General features: G+C 71.8%; 14 protein-coding genes. 5 read left to right on the forward strand and 9 right to left on the reverse strand.

Annotation, left to right across the window (positions count from 1 at the left end):
• The first annotated feature begins 8 nt into the window (after positions 1–8).
• A complete protein-coding gene (locus ABIC28_RS16480) occupies positions 9–1,133 on the forward strand; it encodes a nitric oxide synthase oxygenase (RefSeq protein ID WP_179800447.1) in 1,125 nt (374 codons plus the stop codon).
• A 4-nt stretch (positions 1,134–1,137) separates the two neighbouring features.
• On the opposite strand, the gene ABIC28_RS16485 is transcribed toward ABIC28_RS16480, so the two are convergent.
• On the reverse strand, positions 1,138–2,322 hold the full coding sequence (locus ABIC28_RS16485) for a sensor histidine kinase (protein WP_097210018.1): 1,185 nt from the start codon (positions 2,320–2,322) through the stop codon (positions 1,138–1,140).
• Between the two features lies 1 nt (position 2,323).
• Complete coding sequence (locus ABIC28_RS16490; protein ID WP_077040433.1) at positions 2,324–2,962, reverse strand: response regulator; 639 nt, start codon at positions 2,960–2,962, stop codon at positions 2,324–2,326.
• Positions 2,963–3,165: 203 nt separating this feature from the next.
• Here ABIC28_RS16490 and ABIC28_RS16495 point away from each other — a divergent pair, with 203 nt between their 5' ends.
• Positions 3,166–3,729: a putative immunity protein gene (locus ABIC28_RS16495; RefSeq protein ID WP_209928437.1), complete on the forward strand. Its 564-nt coding sequence runs from the start codon at positions 3,166–3,168 to the stop codon at positions 3,727–3,729.
• Between the two features lie 89 nt (positions 3,730–3,818).
• On the opposite strand, the gene ABIC28_RS16500 is transcribed toward ABIC28_RS16495, so the two are convergent.
• Genes ABIC28_RS16500 through dnaK form a run of 4 tightly spaced genes read right to left on the reverse strand, consistent with a single transcriptional unit; the run spans position 3,819 to position 7,867 of the window.
• On the reverse strand, positions 3,819–4,235 hold the full coding sequence (locus ABIC28_RS16500; RefSeq protein ID WP_077040431.1) for a heat shock protein transcriptional repressor HspR: 417 nt from the start codon (positions 4,233–4,235) through the stop codon (positions 3,819–3,821).
• Entirely contained in the window at positions 4,235–5,437 is a 1,203-nt protein-coding gene (dnaJ, locus tag ABIC28_RS16505; protein WP_097210016.1) for a molecular chaperone DnaJ, read from the reverse strand. Before dnaJ ends, ABIC28_RS16500 begins: the two co-directional genes overlap by 1 nt.
• Before the next feature lie 34 nt (positions 5,438–5,471).
• Positions 5,472–6,026, reverse strand: coding sequence for a nucleotide exchange factor GrpE (gene grpE, locus ABIC28_RS16510; RefSeq protein ID WP_097210015.1), 555 nt, complete (start codon positions 6,024–6,026; stop codon positions 5,472–5,474).
• On the reverse strand, positions 6,023–7,867 hold the full coding sequence (dnaK, locus tag ABIC28_RS16515; RefSeq protein ID WP_097210014.1) for a molecular chaperone DnaK: 1,845 nt from the start codon (positions 7,865–7,867) through the stop codon (positions 6,023–6,025). The genes grpE and dnaK overlap by 4 nt, the downstream gene beginning before the upstream one ends.
• 333 nt (positions 7,868–8,200) lie before the next feature.
• On the opposite strand from dnaK, the gene ABIC28_RS16520 reads away from it, so the two are divergent.
• Both ABIC28_RS16520 and ABIC28_RS16525 read left to right on the forward strand, forming a co-directional pair.
• The gene (locus ABIC28_RS16520; protein ID WP_354579836.1) at positions 8,201–8,578 is read left to right on the forward strand and encodes a hypothetical protein; all 378 of its coding nucleotides are present in this window, start codon (positions 8,201–8,203) and stop codon (positions 8,576–8,578) included.
• Between the two features lie 46 nt (positions 8,579–8,624).
• On the forward strand, positions 8,625–9,209 hold the full coding sequence (locus ABIC28_RS16525) for a hypothetical protein (RefSeq protein WP_354579838.1): 585 nt from the start codon (positions 8,625–8,627) through the stop codon (positions 9,207–9,209).
• A gap of 24 nt (positions 9,210–9,233) precedes the next feature.
• Here the strand turns inward: ABIC28_RS16525 and ABIC28_RS16530 are convergent, their stop codons facing one another.
• From ABIC28_RS16530 to ABIC28_RS16540, 3 genes are all read right to left on the reverse strand, one after another.
• Complete coding sequence (locus ABIC28_RS16530) at positions 9,234–10,706, reverse strand: dynamin family protein (RefSeq protein WP_354579840.1); 1,473 nt, start codon at positions 10,704–10,706, stop codon at positions 9,234–9,236.
• Positions 10,703–12,556, reverse strand: a complete 1,854-nt coding sequence (locus ABIC28_RS16535; RefSeq protein ID WP_209928432.1) for a dynamin family protein — start codon at positions 12,554–12,556, stop codon at positions 10,703–10,705. The genes ABIC28_RS16530 and ABIC28_RS16535 overlap by 4 nt, the downstream gene beginning before the upstream one ends.
• A 133-nt stretch (positions 12,557–12,689) precedes the next feature.
• Positions 12,690–15,449 carry an IniB N-terminal domain-containing protein gene (locus ABIC28_RS16540; RefSeq protein WP_354579843.1) on the reverse strand — a complete coding sequence of 920 codons (2,760 nt, stop codon included), beginning with the start codon at positions 15,447–15,449 and terminating at the stop codon, positions 12,690–12,692.
• 370 nt (positions 15,450–15,819) lie between these two features.
• Between ABIC28_RS16540 and ABIC28_RS16545 the strand changes: the two genes are divergently transcribed.
• Positions 15,820–17,667 carry an Hsp70 family protein gene (locus ABIC28_RS16545; RefSeq protein ID WP_354579845.1) on the forward strand — a complete coding sequence of 616 codons (1,848 nt, stop codon included), beginning with the start codon at positions 15,820–15,822 and terminating at the stop codon, positions 17,665–17,667.
• Positions 17,668–17,720 lie beyond the last annotated feature (53 nt).

Consider the following 17,720-nt stretch of genomic DNA (forward strand, 5'->3'; position numbering starts at 1 on the left):
TCCGCGACATTTCGGCCGCGAGCGCCCGGACGTCGACAACCGAGGACCTGGAGCGGCGGCTGCGCGAGTGCACCGAGTTCTTCGCGCAACCGGAGCTGGCGCACCTGCCCGCGGAACGGCACACCGCGGCACTCGACGAGTTCGCGCTCACCGGGCGCTACGAGCACACCGCCGAGGAACTCCTGATCGGGGCGAAGCTCGCCTGGCGGAACCACGCGCGCTGTGTGGGGCGCAATCACTGGCGCACCCTCAAGCTGATCGACGCCCGCCACGCGGTGACCGCGGCGGAACTGGCCGAGGCGTGCTGGGAACACCTGCGGGTCGCCACCAACGGCGGCGCGCTGCAGTCGGTGATCACCATCGGCCCGCGACCGCTCCCGGACGGCCGGGAGTTCCGCATCCTCAGCCCCCAGCTCATCCGCTACGCGGGGTACCGCAACGAGGACGGCAGCATCACCGGCGACCCGTGGCACGTCGCACTCACCGAACAGGTGACGAAGATGGGCTGGAAGGGCGAGGGCACCCGGTTCGACGTGCTGCCGTTGCTGATCTCGGTCCCCGACGAGCCGCTGCAGTGGTTCGAGGTGCCCGAGGACCTGGTTCTCGAGGTCCCGCTCGAGCACCCGAACTACAAGTGGTTCGCCAAGCTGGGCCTCAAGTGGCACGCGGTGCCCGCGGTGTCCGACATGGACCTGGAGATCGGCGGGCTCACCTACCCCTGCGCGCCGTTCAACGGCTGGTACGTGAGCACCGAGGTCGGTGCCCGCAACTTCAGCGACGAGGACCGGTACGACATGCTGCCGACCATCGCCAAGAAGCTGCGGCTCGACATGAGCTCGGACCGCACGCTATGGAAGGACCGGGCGCTGGTCGAGCTGAACCGGGCGGTCATCCACAGCTACCGGGAGGCGGGGGTGATCATGGTCGACCACCACACGGTGGCCAAGCAGTTCCTCGACTTCGTCGGCCGTGAGGAGAAGGCCGGGCGCACCTGCCCGACGGACTGGTCGTGGATCAACCCACCGATGTCCGCGGCATTGACGCCGACCTTCCACCGGCTCTACGACGACCCCGATCTCGATGTCCGGCCGAACTTCGTCAGCAGGACACCGGCTTCCGGCTGCCCGATCTGATCCATCAGGACGAGGGGACCGTCGCCACCACACGGGTGCCCTCCCCCGGCGCCGACGTCAGCTCCAGGGTCCCGCCCAGGTTCTCGATCCGGAGGAACTGCGAGGCCAGCCCGATGTGCCCCTCGGCGACCCGCGCGGGCAGGTCGTCCGGGTCGAAGCCGACACCGTCGTCGGCCACCTCGAGGGTGATGGCCGTGGCGGTGCGGGCCAGCAGCACCTCGACCCGGCGCGCGTGCGCATGCTTGTCGACGTTGCCGAGCGCCTCCCTTGCCACCCGGTAGAGCTGCGACTGACAGTCCGGCCTGCCCACCTCCTCCAGCCGCACCCGCATCTCGTAGCCGCCGCGGCGGCCATGCCCGTCGGCCAGCTCACGCAGCGCCGCCGTCAGGCCCAGCTGCTCGAGCACCTGCGGGTGCAGCGTGGTGACCGTCGAACGGAGCTGGGTGGCGGTCTCGCGCAGCGCGGCCTCCGCGGCCACCAGTGCGGGGTCCCGGTCGCGCTCGATCGCCTCCTCGAGGTCCATCCGGGCGGCGAGGACGTTCTGCAGCGGGCCGTCGTGCAGGTGCTCGGCCAGTCGCCTGCGCTCGCGCTCCTCCGCCCCCATCGACTCGGCGACCAGGCGTCGGCGCACGTCCAGCAGCGAGATCACGGTCCCCGAGCGGCGCATAAGGACGAAGGACAGCGCGGTGGTCGCGGCGGTGAGCCACAACAGGAAACCGAAGTACAGGAACACCACTCCCGGCAGGTCGACGAGGTCGTCTCGGACCGCGTAGAAGATCCACACCAACAGGTAGCCGACGGCCGTGCAGGTGCCGAGGGAGGCGGTCAGCGCGGGCCGGTACTGGAACGCCACCGCCACCGGCAGCAGGAAGAACACCGGTAGCAGCGAGGAGGTCGCGCCGCCGGACGCCAGGCAGAGCGCGAGCAGCGCCGCGATGTCGACGCCGGTGGACGCCCAGCCCGCCCACGGCCGCACCTGCCTGCGCAGCACCACCGCGAGCCACACCGCCGCCGCGACGGCGTACCCCAGCAGGACCAGCCGGAACAGCGTCGGCATCCAGTGCTCGATGCGGACGACCGGACCCAGCAGCGCGATCAGCGCGATCAGCGGGAGCCGAAGGACGGCGGTGACCCGCACGGCCTCCGTCGCGTACCGCTCGACGACACGGTCCCGATCACGGCCCGCCACGTCACTCCAGCAATCCCCGGCGCATGGCCTCGGCCACCGCCGCCGCGCGATCGCTCACCCCCAGCTTCTCGTACAGCCGCTGCACGTGGGTCTTCACCGTGGACGGCGCCAGGAACAGCTCCCCCGCGATTGCCGGGATCGTCAACCCGCGGGCGATGGCCGCCAGCACCTCCCGCTCGCGGGCGCTCAGCGCCGGACCGGTGGGCTCGGCGTGCCGCCGGACCTCGCCGAGCAGGCCCGCGGCCAGGCCGGCGGGGAGCACGTCGCGACCCTTCGCGCAGTCGAGGACCGCGGCCACGATCTCGGCCCGCGTCGACTCCTTCGGCAGGAACCCGGCCGCGCCCTCCTGCACCGCGTGGTACACGATCGCGGACTCGTCGTGCGCGGAGAGCAGCAACACCCGGGTGCCCAGTTCGTCGCGGCGCACGGCGGCCGCGACCTGACTCCCGTCGAGCTGCGGCATCCGGTAGTCGACCAGCGCGACCTGCGGTCGATGCTCCCTGATCAACGCCAGCGCGGCGGCCCCGTCGTCGGCCTCCCCCACCACCTCGACGGCGCCGCTCCCGACGAGCGCCCGGACGACGCCGTCACGAAAGAGCGGATGATCGTCGGCGACCACGACGCGTACCTTCTCGACCATCGCTCACCACGACCCGAGACCGGCCATGGCTCACTGTCTCACGAGGCTCCGACCGCGATCTGGCAATTCGCCGGATACCGGCGCAGCGGCCGGGCCAAAGGCCTGTCGCCTGAGTCGCCGACCATATTGAAGGTTTTGCGTCACTGTCCTGCCAATATCACTGGAAAGCTTCAACGGACAGTTCAACGATACGGTTGAGTGTCATGAATGTGGCCGACGAGAAACTGACGATAGAACTCAGCATGGCTGAACTGCGCGAGATCACGCGCTTTGCCGTGACCTGCGCGGAGCCCGCCTTGGCCATCTTCGAACGTGAACACCCTGACGATCGGCGCCCACGTGCAGCGATCGACGCTGCGCAGACGTTCGTGGAGGGAGCCAAGCGGACCAAGGCGATCCGGGACAACGCGTGGGCGGCAAACCGGGCCTATCAAGAGACACGTGATGCAGGACAGGCTGCGGCGAGCGCTGCTGCGCGGGCTGCCGTTGCCGCGGCCAGTGCGGCGTTCCTGCATCCGCTGGCAAAAGCGACTCAGGTCTTGCACATCCTCGGACCGGCCGCCCACGCGGCTCGAGCCTTTGAGCTCGATGCATGCGACGACCACAGCGTCGGCGCCGAATACATCGAGAAGGCAGAAGATCTGGCAAGCCCCGTCGTGGTGAGCGTCCTGACGCGTTACCCGAACGCCCCGAGCGGTCGCGGCCGTGTCGGAGCGCTAGTACGGGACCTGGACGCATCATTGCGACGACTGGCGACCGATCGCTAACCAATCGTCGCCATCAAACGGAGCCCGGCCCTGCATCGTTCAACGCCGCCGAACCGATCGCCCTGCGCTCGACTGCGCGACAGGGCGGATCAGCGCTCGTGCCTGGGCTTCCAGACGACCAGTGCGTTGTTGCGCGGGATCGGCACCAGGTCCCGCCGATAGCTGGCGTGCACCTGGGCGATCTCGGCGGCCATCTCGGTGACCCGCCGTTGCAGCGCCTCCACCTGATTGGTCAGCTCGATGATCCGCTTGATGCCCGCCAGGTTGACGCCCTCGTCCTGGGAAAGCCGCTGCACCTCGCGCAGCAGTGCCACGTCCCGGGGCGAGTAGCGGCGACCCCCACCGGTGGTGCGGTGCGGGGTCACCAGGCCGAGCCGGTCGTAGGTCCGCAGCGTCTGGGCGTGCATGCCCGCCAGTTCCGCGGCCACCGAGATCACGAAGACCTGGGCGTCCGGGTCCGCGGGCACGTCAGACCGGCTGTGGCCTGGTCCCCGGGGCGCGGTCATCACGCACCCGCCCAGCCCGCACGCGGATCGAATCCGCTGGCCTTCTCGGCCGACAGATAGGTCTGCAGCGCCTCGGTGGCGGTCTCGTCGAGATCCTGCGGCACCGCGACCTTGACGGTCACGAGCAGATCGCCCGCACCGCCGCTGCGCTTGGGCACCCCGCGACCGCGCACCCGGAGGATCCGGCCGTCCACGGTGCCGGCCGGGATCTTGACACCGACCCGGCCCTCGAGGGTGGGTACGGAAACGGTGGTGCCGAGCACCAGTTCGCCGTAGCTGACCGGCACGGTGACGGTCAGGTCGTCGCCGTTGCGGCCGAACACCTTGTCCGCCTTGACGTGCACGGTGACGTACAGGTCGCCCGACGGCGCGCCGCGCAGGCCCGCTTCGCCCTGCCCGGCCAGCCTGATCCGCTGCCCGTCGCTCACGCCCTTCGGGATCCGGACGGTGAGGTTGCGGGTGCGGTTCTGCACTCCGGTGCCGTGGCAGTCGGTGCACGGGTCGTCGATGATCGAGCCGGTGCCGCGGCAGTCGTCACACGGCTCGCTGAACCCGAACGCGCCCTGGTTCCTGCTGACGATTCCGGAACCGTTGCAGCGCGGGCACACCCGCGGGCTGGTGCCCGGCTTCGCACCGCTGCCGTGGCAGGTGATGCAGGACGCCGGACTGGTCAGCCGCAGCGGCACCGTGACGCCCGTCGCGGCCTCGCGGAACGGCAGGGTGGTCTCGGCCTCCACGTCGCTGCCCCGCTGCGGGCGGGTGCCCGCACCGGTCCGCGTGCCGCCACCTCGACCGCCGCCGAACAGGCCGCCGAAGATGTCGCCGATGCCGCCGTCACCGCCGGAGGTGTAACTGGTGCCACCGCCGAACAGGTCACCGATGTTGAACTCGCCGCCCCCGAATCCGCCGCCCGCCGTGCTGTACTCGGCGCCGGGGCGGAAACCACCGCGACCGAAGCCGCCGCTGGCGAACAGCCGGCGGGCCTCGTCGTACTCCTTGCGCTTGGCGGCATCCGAGAGCACGGCGTTCGCCTCGCTCACGGCCTTGAACCGCTCCTCGGCCGCCGTGTCCCCGGGGTTGGCGTCGGGGTGCAGATCCCGCGCCAGCTTCCGGTAGGCCTTCTTGATCTCGTCTGCCGAAGCATCAGAGGAGACGCCCAGCTCCTTGTAGAAGTCCTTCTCGATCCACTCCCGCTCACTCACCGGGCGTCTCCTCCTCTCGTTGCTTCCTGTGTAACTACTCCGGGGCCCCGTCCGGCGCAGGCGCGCCGTCCGTGACCGTCACCATCGCCGTCCGCAGGATCCGGTCGCCGAGGCGGTAGCCCTTGCGAAGGACCGTCCCGAGCACCGGATGGTCGCCGTCGCCCTCGACCTGCACGGCCTCGTGCAGCTCCGGGGAGAAGGCGTCGCCCTCGTCGCCGAACGCCGCGAGACCGAGACCCTCCAGCACCCCGGCGAGCTTGTCGGACAGCGCCTTCAGCGGGCCGGACTCCAGGTCACCGTGCGCGCGGGCCCGGTCGAGGTCGTCCACCACATCGAGGAACTTTCCGACCACCGAGGCCCGCTCCGCCGCGACCGCCTGGTCGATGCGGACGAGCGAATTCCGGCGGATGTTCGCGATCTCCGCCTTCGCGTAGCCCAGTTCGGTGCTGGCCTTCTCGAGCTCCGAGGTCAGCGTGAGCAGCTCGTCCACGGTGTCCTCGGTGTCGGCCGCGGCCCCGGCCGCCGCATCAGCGGCGGCCAGGGTCTCGGTGTCGACTACTGGTTCGCGGTCGGCGTCCCGTTCGGTCACTTCTTGTCCTGATCGGAGGGCTCGTCCACGACCTCGGCGTCGACGACATCGTCGCCCTGGCTCGGGGCGGCGCCGTCGGCGCCTGCCGCGGACTCATCGGCCTGCGCCTTGTAGATCGCCTCGCCCAGGGCCTGGGACTCGGTGGCGAGCTTCTCCACGGCGGACTTCACCGCGGAGATGTCGGTGCCGGCAAGGGCGGTGTTGGCCTCCGCGATGGCGGCCTCGACCTTCTCCTTGACGTCCGCGGGCACCTTGTCCTCGTTGTCCTTGATGAACTTCTCGGTCTGGTGCACCAGCGACTCGGCCTGGTTGCGGACCTCGGCCTCCTCGCGGCGGGCCTTGTCCTCCTCGGCGTGCGCCTCGGCGTCCTTGACCATCCGCTCGATCTCCTCCTTGGACAGGCCGGAGCCGTCCTGGATCTTGATCGTGTTCTCCTTGCCGGTGCCCTTGTCCTTCGCGGTCACGTGCACGATGCCGTTGGCATCGATGTCGAAGGTGACCTCGATCTGCGGCACGCCGCGAGGGGCCGGCGGGATGCCCGCGAGCTCGAAGGATCCCAGGAGCTTGTTGTGCGAGGCGATCTCGCGCTCACCCTGGAACACCTGGATCTGCACCGACGGCTGGTTGTCGTCCGCCGTGGTGAAGGTCTCCGAGCGCTTGGTCGGGATGGTGGTGTTGCGCTCGATGAGCTTGGTCATCACGCCACCCTTGGTCTCGATGCCGAGGGAGAGCGGGGTGACGTCGAGGAGCAGCACGTCCTTGACCTCGCCCTTGAGCACGCCGGCCTGCAGGGCTGCGCCGATGGCGACGACCTCGTCCGGGTTCACGCCCTTGTTGGGCTCGCGGCCACCGGTCAGCTCGCGGACCAGGTCCGAGACCGCGGGCATACGGGTGGAACCACCGACGAGCACGACGTTGTCGATGTCCTTGACCGAGATACCGCTGTCCTTGATCACGGCCTGGAACGGCGCACGGGTGCGGTCGAGCAGGTCGGAGGTGATCTTCTGGAACTCGGCGCGGGTCAGCTGCTCATCGAGGAACAGCGGGTTCTTGTCCGCGTCCACGGTGATGTACGGCAGGTTGATCGAGGTGCTCTGCGAGGAGGACAGCTCGATCTTCGCCTTCTCGGCGGCCTCGCGCAGACGCTGCAGGGCCATCTTGTCCTTGGTCAGGTCGATGCCGCTGGACGCCTTGAACTTGTCGACGAGCCAGGAGACGATGCGCTCGTCCCAGTCGTCGCCACCGAGGTGGTTGTCGCCGGAGGTCGCGCGGACCTCGACGACGCCGTCGCCGATCTCGAGCAGGGACACGTCGAAGGTGCCGCCGCCGAGGTCGAAGACCAGGATGGTCTGTTCCTTCTCGCCCTTGTCCAGGCCGTACGCCAGCGCGGCCGCGGTGGGCTCGTTGACGATGCGGAGCACGTTGAGGCCGGCGATCTGGCCGGCTTCCTTGGTGGCCTGACGCTGCGCGTCCTCGAAGTACGCGGGCACGGTGATGACGGCGTCGGTGATCTCCTCACCGAGGTACGCCTCGGCGTCGCGCTTCAGCTTCATGAGCGTGCGCGCGCTGATCTCCTGCGACGTGTACTTCTTGCCGTCGATCTCGACGTTCCAGTCGGTGCCGACGTGGCGCTTGACCGAGCGGATGGTGCGGTCGACGTTCGTGACCGCCTGGTTCTTTGCGGGCTGGCCGACCAGCACCTCACCGTTCTTGGCGAAGGCGACGATCGACGGGGTGGTGCGCGAGCCCTCGGAGTTGGCGACCACTACGGGCTCGCCGCCTTCGAGCACAGACACGACCGAGTTGGTGGTCCCGAGGTCGATTCCGACCGCACGAGCCATAGTGTTCCTCCTACTTGTCGCAGCACCCCCGGCGACGTTAGGCGCCGGGGCTGGTTGTGCTGGCATTTCTTGGCCATCTCACCCTAAGTGAGTGCTACACGCTCAAGTTTGCAACCCATCGGCGTGGGAGTCAAGCTCGAACTTGAGTCTGGTTCACTCAAGGCTGTCGAAGTGGTCAACGGGGGCGGTTCGCGTTTTGTTCCCTGGCGCACGAACTTTCTCCGGCGAGTTCCCGTCCCGTGTGGTGATGGTGCGGCGAGGGGTCCGGTCATAGCGTTGGAGGTGTCCTGCGAGCCTCGGCCGCACCCCCAACCACACGAACGGTCTGCCGTCATGTCCACCAACCGAATCACCGCGGCCATCCGCACCGCCGCCGTCGCCGCACTGATCGCCCTGCCCGCGCTCGGGCTCGGGGGCGCCGCCGTCGCACACCCCGGTCCGCACCCGCCCGCCGCCGATCCGATCGTCGGATCCGAGGGCGGAGGATGCTCGGAGAATCGGGTCGGCGTCGACGGGGACACCGGCGAACAGCTCTCCTGCCGGCGCGGTCCCGACGGCGCGGGCGCCTGGTCGGGTACCAACGGGCGGATCGTCGGCGTCCACGAATTCGGATCGCCGTGCGACCCCGCGCTCGACGAGAGATCGCAGACGCCGGAGGGCAGGGAGATCATGTGCACGCCCGCCGATCACCAGTGGCAGTACGACGCCTAGTCCGGGATCCGCGGGGAACCCCTAGCCGGACGCCTACGATCCAGGCATGGACAACGCAGGCGAGCAGGAGTTCGGAGTCCCGCCCCAGGCCGCACCGCCGCAGCCGCCGCACCGCCCGCAGCCACCGCGCCCGGAGTTTGCCGCCACCCCGCTGCGCCCCGCGCCCACCGACGCCCCGCCGCGCGCTCTCACCGTCGCCCGGTCCGCCTGGATCGGCTCGTTCGCCGTCCTGATCGGCATCGGTGCCGCCACCGCGCTCGAGCTGACCGCGGTCCGCGACGCGCTGGAGTCCGCACTGTCCGCCGAACGGCCGCGCACCGCCCACCGCGACATCGCCGACACCGTCTCGGTCACCCTGCTGGGCTGCGCGTCGGCCGCCGCGCTGCTGCTGGTCGCCGGACTGATCTGTCTGCACCTGCTCGGTGGGCGTCGCAGCGCCGCCCGAATCGCCCTCGCCCTGGTCGGCGTCGTCTCCGTCGCCGCGGCCATCGTGTTCTTGTCGCTCATGGTCGACGCGGGCGAGGCCTCCGGCGGCGTGCTGGAGTGGGCCCCACTCGTCTACGCCGGACTCGTGACCATCGGCGTCGCAGCGCTTTTCGCGCCCGGTATGAGTCGCTGGTTGCGGCACTGACCGCCGCGACCCGCGGCCGGACGCCTAGCCCGAGAGCTCGGCGAGCACGCCCTCCGCGCTGCGCGCGCCGATCCCGCAGGCGCGCGCGGTGAACTGATCCAGCAGCGGATGTTCGGCCCAGGTCCGCCACTTGCGCACCGCCGCAAGGGCCGCGGCCCGCTCCGCGGCGACGCCGTCGTCGGGGTGGAGCCCGAGCCGCTCGCTGCGCCCGATGCCGAACCCGCCGACCAGCCGCTGCAGCTGCGCGACATCATCGTCGGACAGGTTCGGCCGGGTCGAGCGCAATCGCCCGAGCAGCCGCAACTCCTGGAAGCCGTGCACATCGGCGAGCAGTCGTTGCGCCGCGGCGAGGATCGGCGCGGACTCGGCGCGGGGGTGGGCCGAGAGCACGCGGGTGAGCGCGAGCAGGGCCGAGTGTGTCTTGAGCTGATCCGCGCGCTGACCGAACTGCACGTCGATCACCTGCCGCAGCTCGTGGAGGCCACTACGCTCGACGAGCTGCGTTGCGAGACTGGGCGAATCGGGCGTGCCGAGCTTGATCAGCGTGACCGCCAGCCGGATTCCGAACAACCCGAAACGGTGCGCCAACTGGGCGCGGGTGTGCGCGTCCACCGGCAGCGGGCTGTCCGGGCGGGAGAACCGGTCCGCGGACAGCATCGCCAGCTGCAGGTCCTCGGGCGGAACCTCGGCCAGCGCGCGGAAGGCCTCGTACTCGCGCTGCCGTAGCGTGCGCGCGCCGAGCGCGAGCAGCCCGGCGACCGGGACCACCGCCTGACACAGCCCCGTCAGCTCCAGCTCGGTGGCGAAGCGGGACGCGACCTCCTTGGCCGACATCATCGCGTCGAGGCGGCCCGCGCCCACCTCGTCCGCGCGCGAGACCACCCCGACCACCCCGAGGGGTCCGGACTCGCCGCCGACGTGCGAGCCGATCTGACCGAGGAATGCGACGTCGGTGGCGGCGAGGGTGCGCAGCAGGTACACCACGGCATCCGCGCCCGAGGCCGAGTCCTCCGGGGTCAGCATCTCCAGTGTGCGGGCGGAGACGTCGCGCGAGAGCGAGGACGTGCCGGGGGTGTCGATGATGGTGGTGTTGGTGAGCGCCCGCGCCGGCCACTCCACGTCCAGCCGGTCCACCTCCGCGGCCGTCATCGCGCCGAGGTCGAAGGTGAGGCTGCTGCCCTCTCGCCGCTGGACGGGCACGTTGAAGGACTGGTCGCCGTGGTGCCACGCGGTGACCGTCGGCGTCGGGCCCTGCCGGTACCAGGTGACGACACGGGTGCACTCCGTGGCGTCGGTCGGTGCGATGTCCTGTCCCACAAGCGCATTGAGCAGCGTCGACTTACCGGCCTTCAACGACCCGGCGAGCGCGACCCGGAGCGGCTGATCGATCCGCTCGGCGCACTCGTCGAGTTGCCTGCGTACCGTGGGATCGCCCGCATACACCTCACGTGCCGCACCGATCAGTGCCCGCGCCTGCGCCAGCGCGCCCGCGCTCACCGTTCGATCTCCACCGGGAGCATCTGTGCCGCAAGCTCCTTGAGCTCGCTCAGCGCGCGCATGTCCCGCTCGATCTGGGCGGCGCGCTGGGTACGTTCGGTGGTGGCCAGGTTCGCGGCCTCCTGCGCGGCGCGCAGCGAGTCGTTGAGTGAGCGCAGGGTCTGCTCGGCGATGGCGGTGAAGTGGTCGCGCAGCAGTCGCTGGATCAGCCGCAGCCGATCCTTCGACTCCTTGTTCACCTGGAAGCTGACGTCGTCGACGAACCGCCGGATCGCGACCTTCGCCTCGCTGCGGCGCTTGAGGATCCGCTGCTCGCGATCCTCCCGATAGGCCTTGGTGCCCAGCACCAGCCCGGCGCCCACGGAGATCGGGTTCACCAGGGCCATCCCCATCAGCGTGGTGATCAGCCCGAACATCAGCACGCCGCCGTACGAGCCGCGCATGCCGACGAGCATCTTCTGGGTGATGCCGATGCTCCCCGATTCGAGGTCGGCGAGGGAGCTGACGGGCTCGAGGACCCCGCCCAGGTCGGCGACGTCGAGGTGCGGCAGGTCCACCGACCCGGACTCCGCGAAGTGCCCGGCCACCACCTCGGCCAGCCAGATCGCGCGGTCGTGCGCCCAGACGAAGTTGTCGCCGATCGAGGTCGCGACCTGTTGCTCGAGCCACTCGCCGAGCTCCGCCCAGTCCTTGCCGGGGTCGCCCTCGTCCACGGACTCCTCGGCCTGGCGGGTGACGCGGCGCAGCCGGTCCCGCAGGTCGTGGTCGATGTCGGCGGCCAGGTCGGTGACGCCGTCGGACAGGGTCTGCTGCCACAGCGAGGTGCGCTTGTGCAGCTCCTCGGCCGCGACCTTGGCCTTCTGCAGCTCCGCAACGGCCGCAGCGCCTTTGGCCGGGTCACGAAGCGCGGCGAGCTCGCTGCCGAGCGCGAGGGTCAGGTGTTCGGTGACCGAGTGCACGTCCAGCGCCACCGCGCGGCGGGTGGTGAGGTCTCCCCTTGCCACCACCTGCTCGCGCAGGAACGCGTAGAGGTCGGTGAACCCCGACTCGACGTTCAGCTCCTCGTCCTGCAGTCGCACCGCGTGCGAGCGCAGCGCCGACGACACCGGGATCAACGGCACGCTGAGCCCGGCGCGGCCGAGGTGCCCGCGGTCCGCCTCGACGATCTCCCGCCAGTGCGGGTACAGATCGGTCTTGCTGATCAGGCAGGCCACGGCCGGGCACAGGCCGAGGACCTGCCGAAGGAACGCGACCTCCGGTTCGGTGAACTCCTGACTGGCATCCGAGAGCACCAGGACCGCGTCGGCAGCGGGAAGTAGGCCGAGAGTGCTTGCCGCGTGTGGGTTTCCGTGCCCGCCGACGCCTGGGGTGTCCACCAGCACCAGCCCGTCGGCGAGCAGCGGGCTCGGCACGTTCACCTCGACCCGCAGCACCTCGCGTCCGCCGGCCAGCGGCGTCGACGGCGTGACGGCGCTCAGTTCCTCCAGCGGCACCGCCACCCTGACGGCGTCGGCTCCCGGCTCGGCGAGGACCAACTCCGCGCTCGCCGTCTGCGCGTTCTGCACGACCGTGGGCACCGCGGTGGTCTCGTCGTCGCCGACCGTGCACACGGTCAGGCCGAGCAGCGAGTTCACCAACTGGCTCTTGCCCTGCTTGAGCGGGCCGACCACGACAATCCGCATCCGCGGATCCAGCACCCTGGTCTTGGCCAGCTCAAGGCGGTCCACCAGATCGGCTCGCCCGGCGGTCCGGGCGATGACCCCGGTCCGCTCGAGCAGCGCCACCATGTCCGCGGCCGTTGCCTGTCCCGCGGCGGTGCGTTCGACTGCCGAAGCAGCTGCGTTGTCCATGAACCCGACCCACAATCCAATCTGCGCCGCGGGCGCCCGAACGGGCGCTCGCGGCGAGCGATTTCACTGTATCCAGCACGGAGCCGGCCCCACACGCAATAACGCGTACGGGGCCGGCTCCGTTACAGATCGATCAGGGCAGCAGCGGATCCGCGTGCGCGGCCGCCTCGCCGCCGATCTCGGCGGCGCCGGTCGCATCCGCGTCTCCGAAGAGCCCGCCGCCGATGCCGCCGAGCCCATCGCCGAACAGGCCGCCGTCCGCCTCGTGGGTCGTGGTGACCTCACTGCCGAAGGCGTTCGAGGCGTCCAGCGACGACCACGCGTTCCCGGTGGCCGCGGTGGCACCGCCGAGGCCGGAGCTGATCCCGCCGACCAGGTCGGAGGTGCCGCCGAGCTCGCCGCCCGCCGACGTCGCGCCGCCAACGCCCGCCCCGATGCCTGCATCGACCGCACCGGTGACCGCGCCGCCGAGGTCCGCGACGGCGTCCAGGCCGGTCGTCAGGTCCGTGGCCGCTCCCGCGGCACCCGAGAGGGCGCCACCGAGCTCCGCACCGGTGTTCGCGACCCCCGACAGTGCGCCGCCCAGGTCTGCGCCAGCGCTCGCCGCACCCGACAGGGCTCCACCCAGCTCCGCGCCCGCGTTGGCCGCACCGTCCAGTGCGCCGGTCAGGCCGCCGCCGAGCTCCGCACCCGCGTTGGCCGCGCCATCGAGCGCACCGGTCAGGCCGCCGCCGAGCTCAGCACCCGCGTTCGCGGCGCCATCGAGCGCACCGGTCAGGCCGCCACCCAGCTCCGCACCCGCGTTCGCCGCACCCGACAACGCGCCGCCCAGGTCCGCGCCCGCGTTCGCGGCACCGTCCAGCGCGCCGGTCAGGCTGCCGCCGAGGCCGGCACCCGCACCGAACAGGCCACCGAGACCGCCGGCCAGGCCGCTGGTCAGGCCCGCACCGAGGCCCGCGACCGCGTCCAGTCCGCCGCCGAGGCCCGCTGCCGCATTGAGGCCGGCGTCGAGGTCCGCGCCGACACCGAGGTCGAGGCCGACGCCCGCGCCGAGGAGGCCGTCGAGAGTGCCGCCCAGATCGAGGGCGCCGCCCGCACCGAGAAGTCCGTCGACCGCGCCGCCCAGGTCGAGGCCGCCACCGAGCGCACCCCCGAGGGCACCGCCGAGGTCGAGGTCTCCGCCGAGCGCGCCGCCCGCCCCGAGGGCACCCTCGAGGGCCGTGCCCAGCCCGCCTGCGAGGCCGCCGTCGAGATCGAGGGCGGTGCCGAGCACCGTGCCGAGCGCGCCGCCGAGGTCGATCTCACCGGTGCCACCCGCCGCGCCACCGAGCGCCGCCTCGAGTTCCCCACCGAGATCGCCGCCCGCACCGAGCGCCGCGCCGAGCACCCCGCCCAGCGAAGCCCCCAGGTCCGTGCCGATCTCCCCGCCCGCACCGAGCACGCCCTCGAGCGCGGTGCTGAGCGATCCGCCGAGGCCACCCTCCGCACCGAGGTCGAGGCCGCCCGCGGCGCCGAGCGCCGCGTCCAGCGCCGCACCGAGCCCGGCAGTGAGGCCGCCGTCCACCCCGAGCGCACCGCCGAGCGCACCGGCCAGCGTGGCGCCGAGGTCCCCGCCGATCTCCCCGCCCGCACCGAGGACGCCGCCCAGATCCAGGCCCGCACCCGCACCGACCAGGGCGCCGAGCGTGCCACCCAGCGCGCCACCGAGGTCGGCGGCGACATCGCCGCCCGCTCCGAGCGCCCCGCCCAGCGCCGCGCTCAGCGTGGCGCCGAGGTCGCCGCCCAGGTCCAGGCCACCACCGAGGCCGCCGCCCAGGTCCAGCACCCCGTCGAGCGCACCGGTCAGACCGGAGGTCAGGCCGCCACCGAGACCGAGCACACCGTCGAGGTCAAGGCCACCGCCCGCACCCAGCACCGCATCGAGCGCGCCCGTCAGACCGGAGGTCAGGCCGCCACCGAGACCGAGCAGGCCGTCGAGGTCAAGGCCGCCGCCGGCACCGAGCGCCGCGTCGAGCGCACCGGTCAGACCGGAGGTCAGTTCGCCGCCGAGGCCGAGTGCGCCGCCGAGGGTGCCGCCCAGCGCGGTGCCGAGATCGAGGCCGCCCTCGAGCGCGGTGGACAAGGCGCCACCGAGTGCACCCTCCGCACCGAACGCGGCACCGAGCACCCCACCGAGCGCGAGACCCAGGTCGGCGCCGAGGTCGCCACCGACCCCGAGGGCACCGCCCAGCACCGCGCCGAGATCGAGCGCCCCGCCCAGGTCCAGGTCGGTCACCCCGCTCAACGCGGCGTTCAGCGCGCCGCCGAGCTCGGCCACCAGGTCTCCGCCGACTCCGAGCGCGCCACCCAGCGCACCGCTGAGCGCACCGCCAAGGCCCAGGTCCGCGTTCACGTCCACGGCGCCGCCCAGGCCGAGCGATGCCTCGAGGGCCGCACCGATGGCCGCACCGAGATCGGCGCCGATCTGTCCGCCGATCTGCAGAGCAGCCCCCAGCGCCGCGCTCAGAGCCGCGCTCAGATCGGCTCCCAGGTCGATGTCGCCACCGAGACCGAGTCCGCCACCGAGCCCCAGACCCGCGCCTGCGCCTGCCGCGAGGCCGCCACCCAGACCGAGGCCACCTCCCAGTCCGAGGCCACCACCGAGGCCGCCACCGAGTGCACCGCCGACGGCCGTGTCGAGCCCCGCGTTCACGATGCTCGTCAACTCACCTGCGGCGCCGGCGAACAGACCCGACTCGGCGACCAACGGGGCCACTGCGGAGATGTCCGCGGCGCACACGCCGCCCAGCCCGGCGGCGGCCAACGCCGCGTCCGGGTTCTGGCAGTACAGCGCCCTCGCCTCGTCATCACGCAGGAGGCTGAGGATGAAGTCGAGAAGAGCGTTGGTGGTCATGTCGATCTCCTGAGGTCTGGTCGAACGGATCGCGATAGACGACGCGAAACGATTGCCCTCAACGCTAGGTACGCGGACACCCCGCCCCAACGGGGTGAACTCCCCTGCCTCGCGGAGCGCGTGGGGGGTGGGGCCGATAGGGGATCCCCGCCCGATAGGGGATACCTCCCCCATCTGCGCGTTTGTCTTCGAATCGGTAACGCTTCACGCGCGTGACCCGACACAGTGGGCAACAGCGGGGGCCACATTCGGCCCCCACCCCCGGCTCAGAACCCGGGAAATCGTCACCCGCCCCTGGCTCCGGCCAACGGGAGAATTGTCAGCCACTCCGGCGGCGGAAGCCGCGGGGCGAGCACGGGAGAACACTTCGATGACTGTTGGACTCGGACTCACCGTCGGCGCCGTGAACTCGGTGGCGGTCACCGCCCTCGAGCACGACGCGGACGCGCAGGGACCGTCGATCACGGCGAGTTCGACCCTGGCGCTCGGCGGGGACGCCCCCGCGGTTCTCGGCGTGCCCAGCAGGCACGAGGGGGACGTTCCACGTGGAACCGTCATCTCCGGTTTCGCCACCCGCGTCGGCGACCCCGTCGCGCTCGTCGCCGACGACGGCTCGACCCACACCGGCGAGGACCTCGTCGTCACCGCGATGCAGTGCCTGATCGAGGCGTCCTCTGCCGAACTCGCCGAGTTCCCCGCCGTGGCGGCGGCGTATCCGGCGGTCTGGCCGGGCCACACGGTGGACGCGCTGCGCTCCGCGCTCGACCGCGCCGGCCTGGGCGGGGTCACGCTCGTCCCCGAGCCCGAGGCCGCGGTCACATGGCTGCAGCGCAACGGATCCCGCGACTACGCAGGCACCTCCGACGACCTCGTGCTCGTCTACGACCTCGGCGGCACCAGCCTCGACGTGACGCTCGTTCACGCAGGCGACACTCCTCGGATCATCGGGAAGCCGATGCGGTCCGAGGACTTCGGCGGATCCGAGTTCGACCACCTCACGCTGCGGTACGTGCTCGACGGTGTCGTGGGCGAGGCAGGCGAACTGGACCCCTTCGACCCCGACACCATGAACGCCCTCGCCCAACTGCGGGCCCGCTGCTGCGCAGCCAAGGAGGCACTGTCCTCGGACACCGAGACGGTCATCGGGATCGACCTGCCCGGCGTGCACAGCGACGTCCGACTGGTGCGTGCGGAGCTGGAGGACCTGATCCGGGAGCCGCTGGCGGACTCGGTCGAACTGGTCCGGGAGACGCTGCGCAACGCGGGCGTCGACCTGTCCGACGTGGGTCAGGTCCTGCTCGTCGGTGGCAGCTCGGCGATGCCGCTGGTCGCCGAGTTGCTCTCCGCCGAACTGCGGCTGCCCGTCGTCGCCGACGCCCATCCCGAGCGAACCGCGGCACAGGGCGCCGCGCTCCTCGCCGCCGCGGAGGGCGCCCACACGGTGCCGCTCGCGGTGGTTCCGGCCGCCGCGGCCGCCGCGACCACCGTCGTGGAGGTCGCGCCGGTGCCGCCCGCGTCGGCGGGTCCGCGTCCCGGCGTCCGGCCCGCCTCCAGGGGCGCATCGCTCTCCACCCCCAAGAAGGCCGCGATCGTCGCCGCCGCGGCCGCCGCGATCGCCATCCTGGCCGCAGGCGGACTCTCGCTCGGTACCGGCGCGCTGACGCCGTCCAACGCGGACACCAGCCGGGGTGCCACGACCAGCGGCCACAGCGTCACCACCACGGTCGCACCGGACGGCACCGTGCTGCCCGTCGTCGACGGCGTGGTCAGCCCGACCACCGGGGACTCCCCCGTCCGTCTTGACCCCACCGGCGCGCCCATCCGATCCGACGCCGGTTCGACCGCGCGGCAGGTCTCCGCCAATTCGGGCGGCGCCGCGGCACCCGCCCCGGCACCCGGCTCCCCCGCCGCCGCACCCGCACCCGCCCCGGCGCCTGCACCGGGACCCGTTGGCGGCGGGACACCCCCGCCCCCACCTGCGCCTCCTGCGGGCGGCGGGTACACGCCCCCGCCCGCGCCCCCGCAGGGTGACGGCGGCGGCCAGATCGCGAACGACTTCGTCGACGGCGTCGGCGGCGCCGCCACCGGTGTCGGAAACGGCGTCGGCGGCGTGGTGGAGGGTGTCGGTAACGGCGTCGGCGGCGTGCTCGGCGGTCTGGGCGGCGTCGTCGGCGGCGTCGGCCAGGGCGTCGGCGGGTTGCTCGGCGGCGGGCAGTAGGAACCGTGACCGTGCTGACCTCCGAACCAACCGGCACCGCTGCGGCCACCCTC

It is taken from the genome of Rhodococcus sp. PvR044 (assembly GCF_040548995.1).
GTDB classification, from domain to species: Bacteria; Actinomycetota; Actinomycetes; order Mycobacteriales; family Mycobacteriaceae; genus Rhodococcus_G; species Rhodococcus_G oryzae.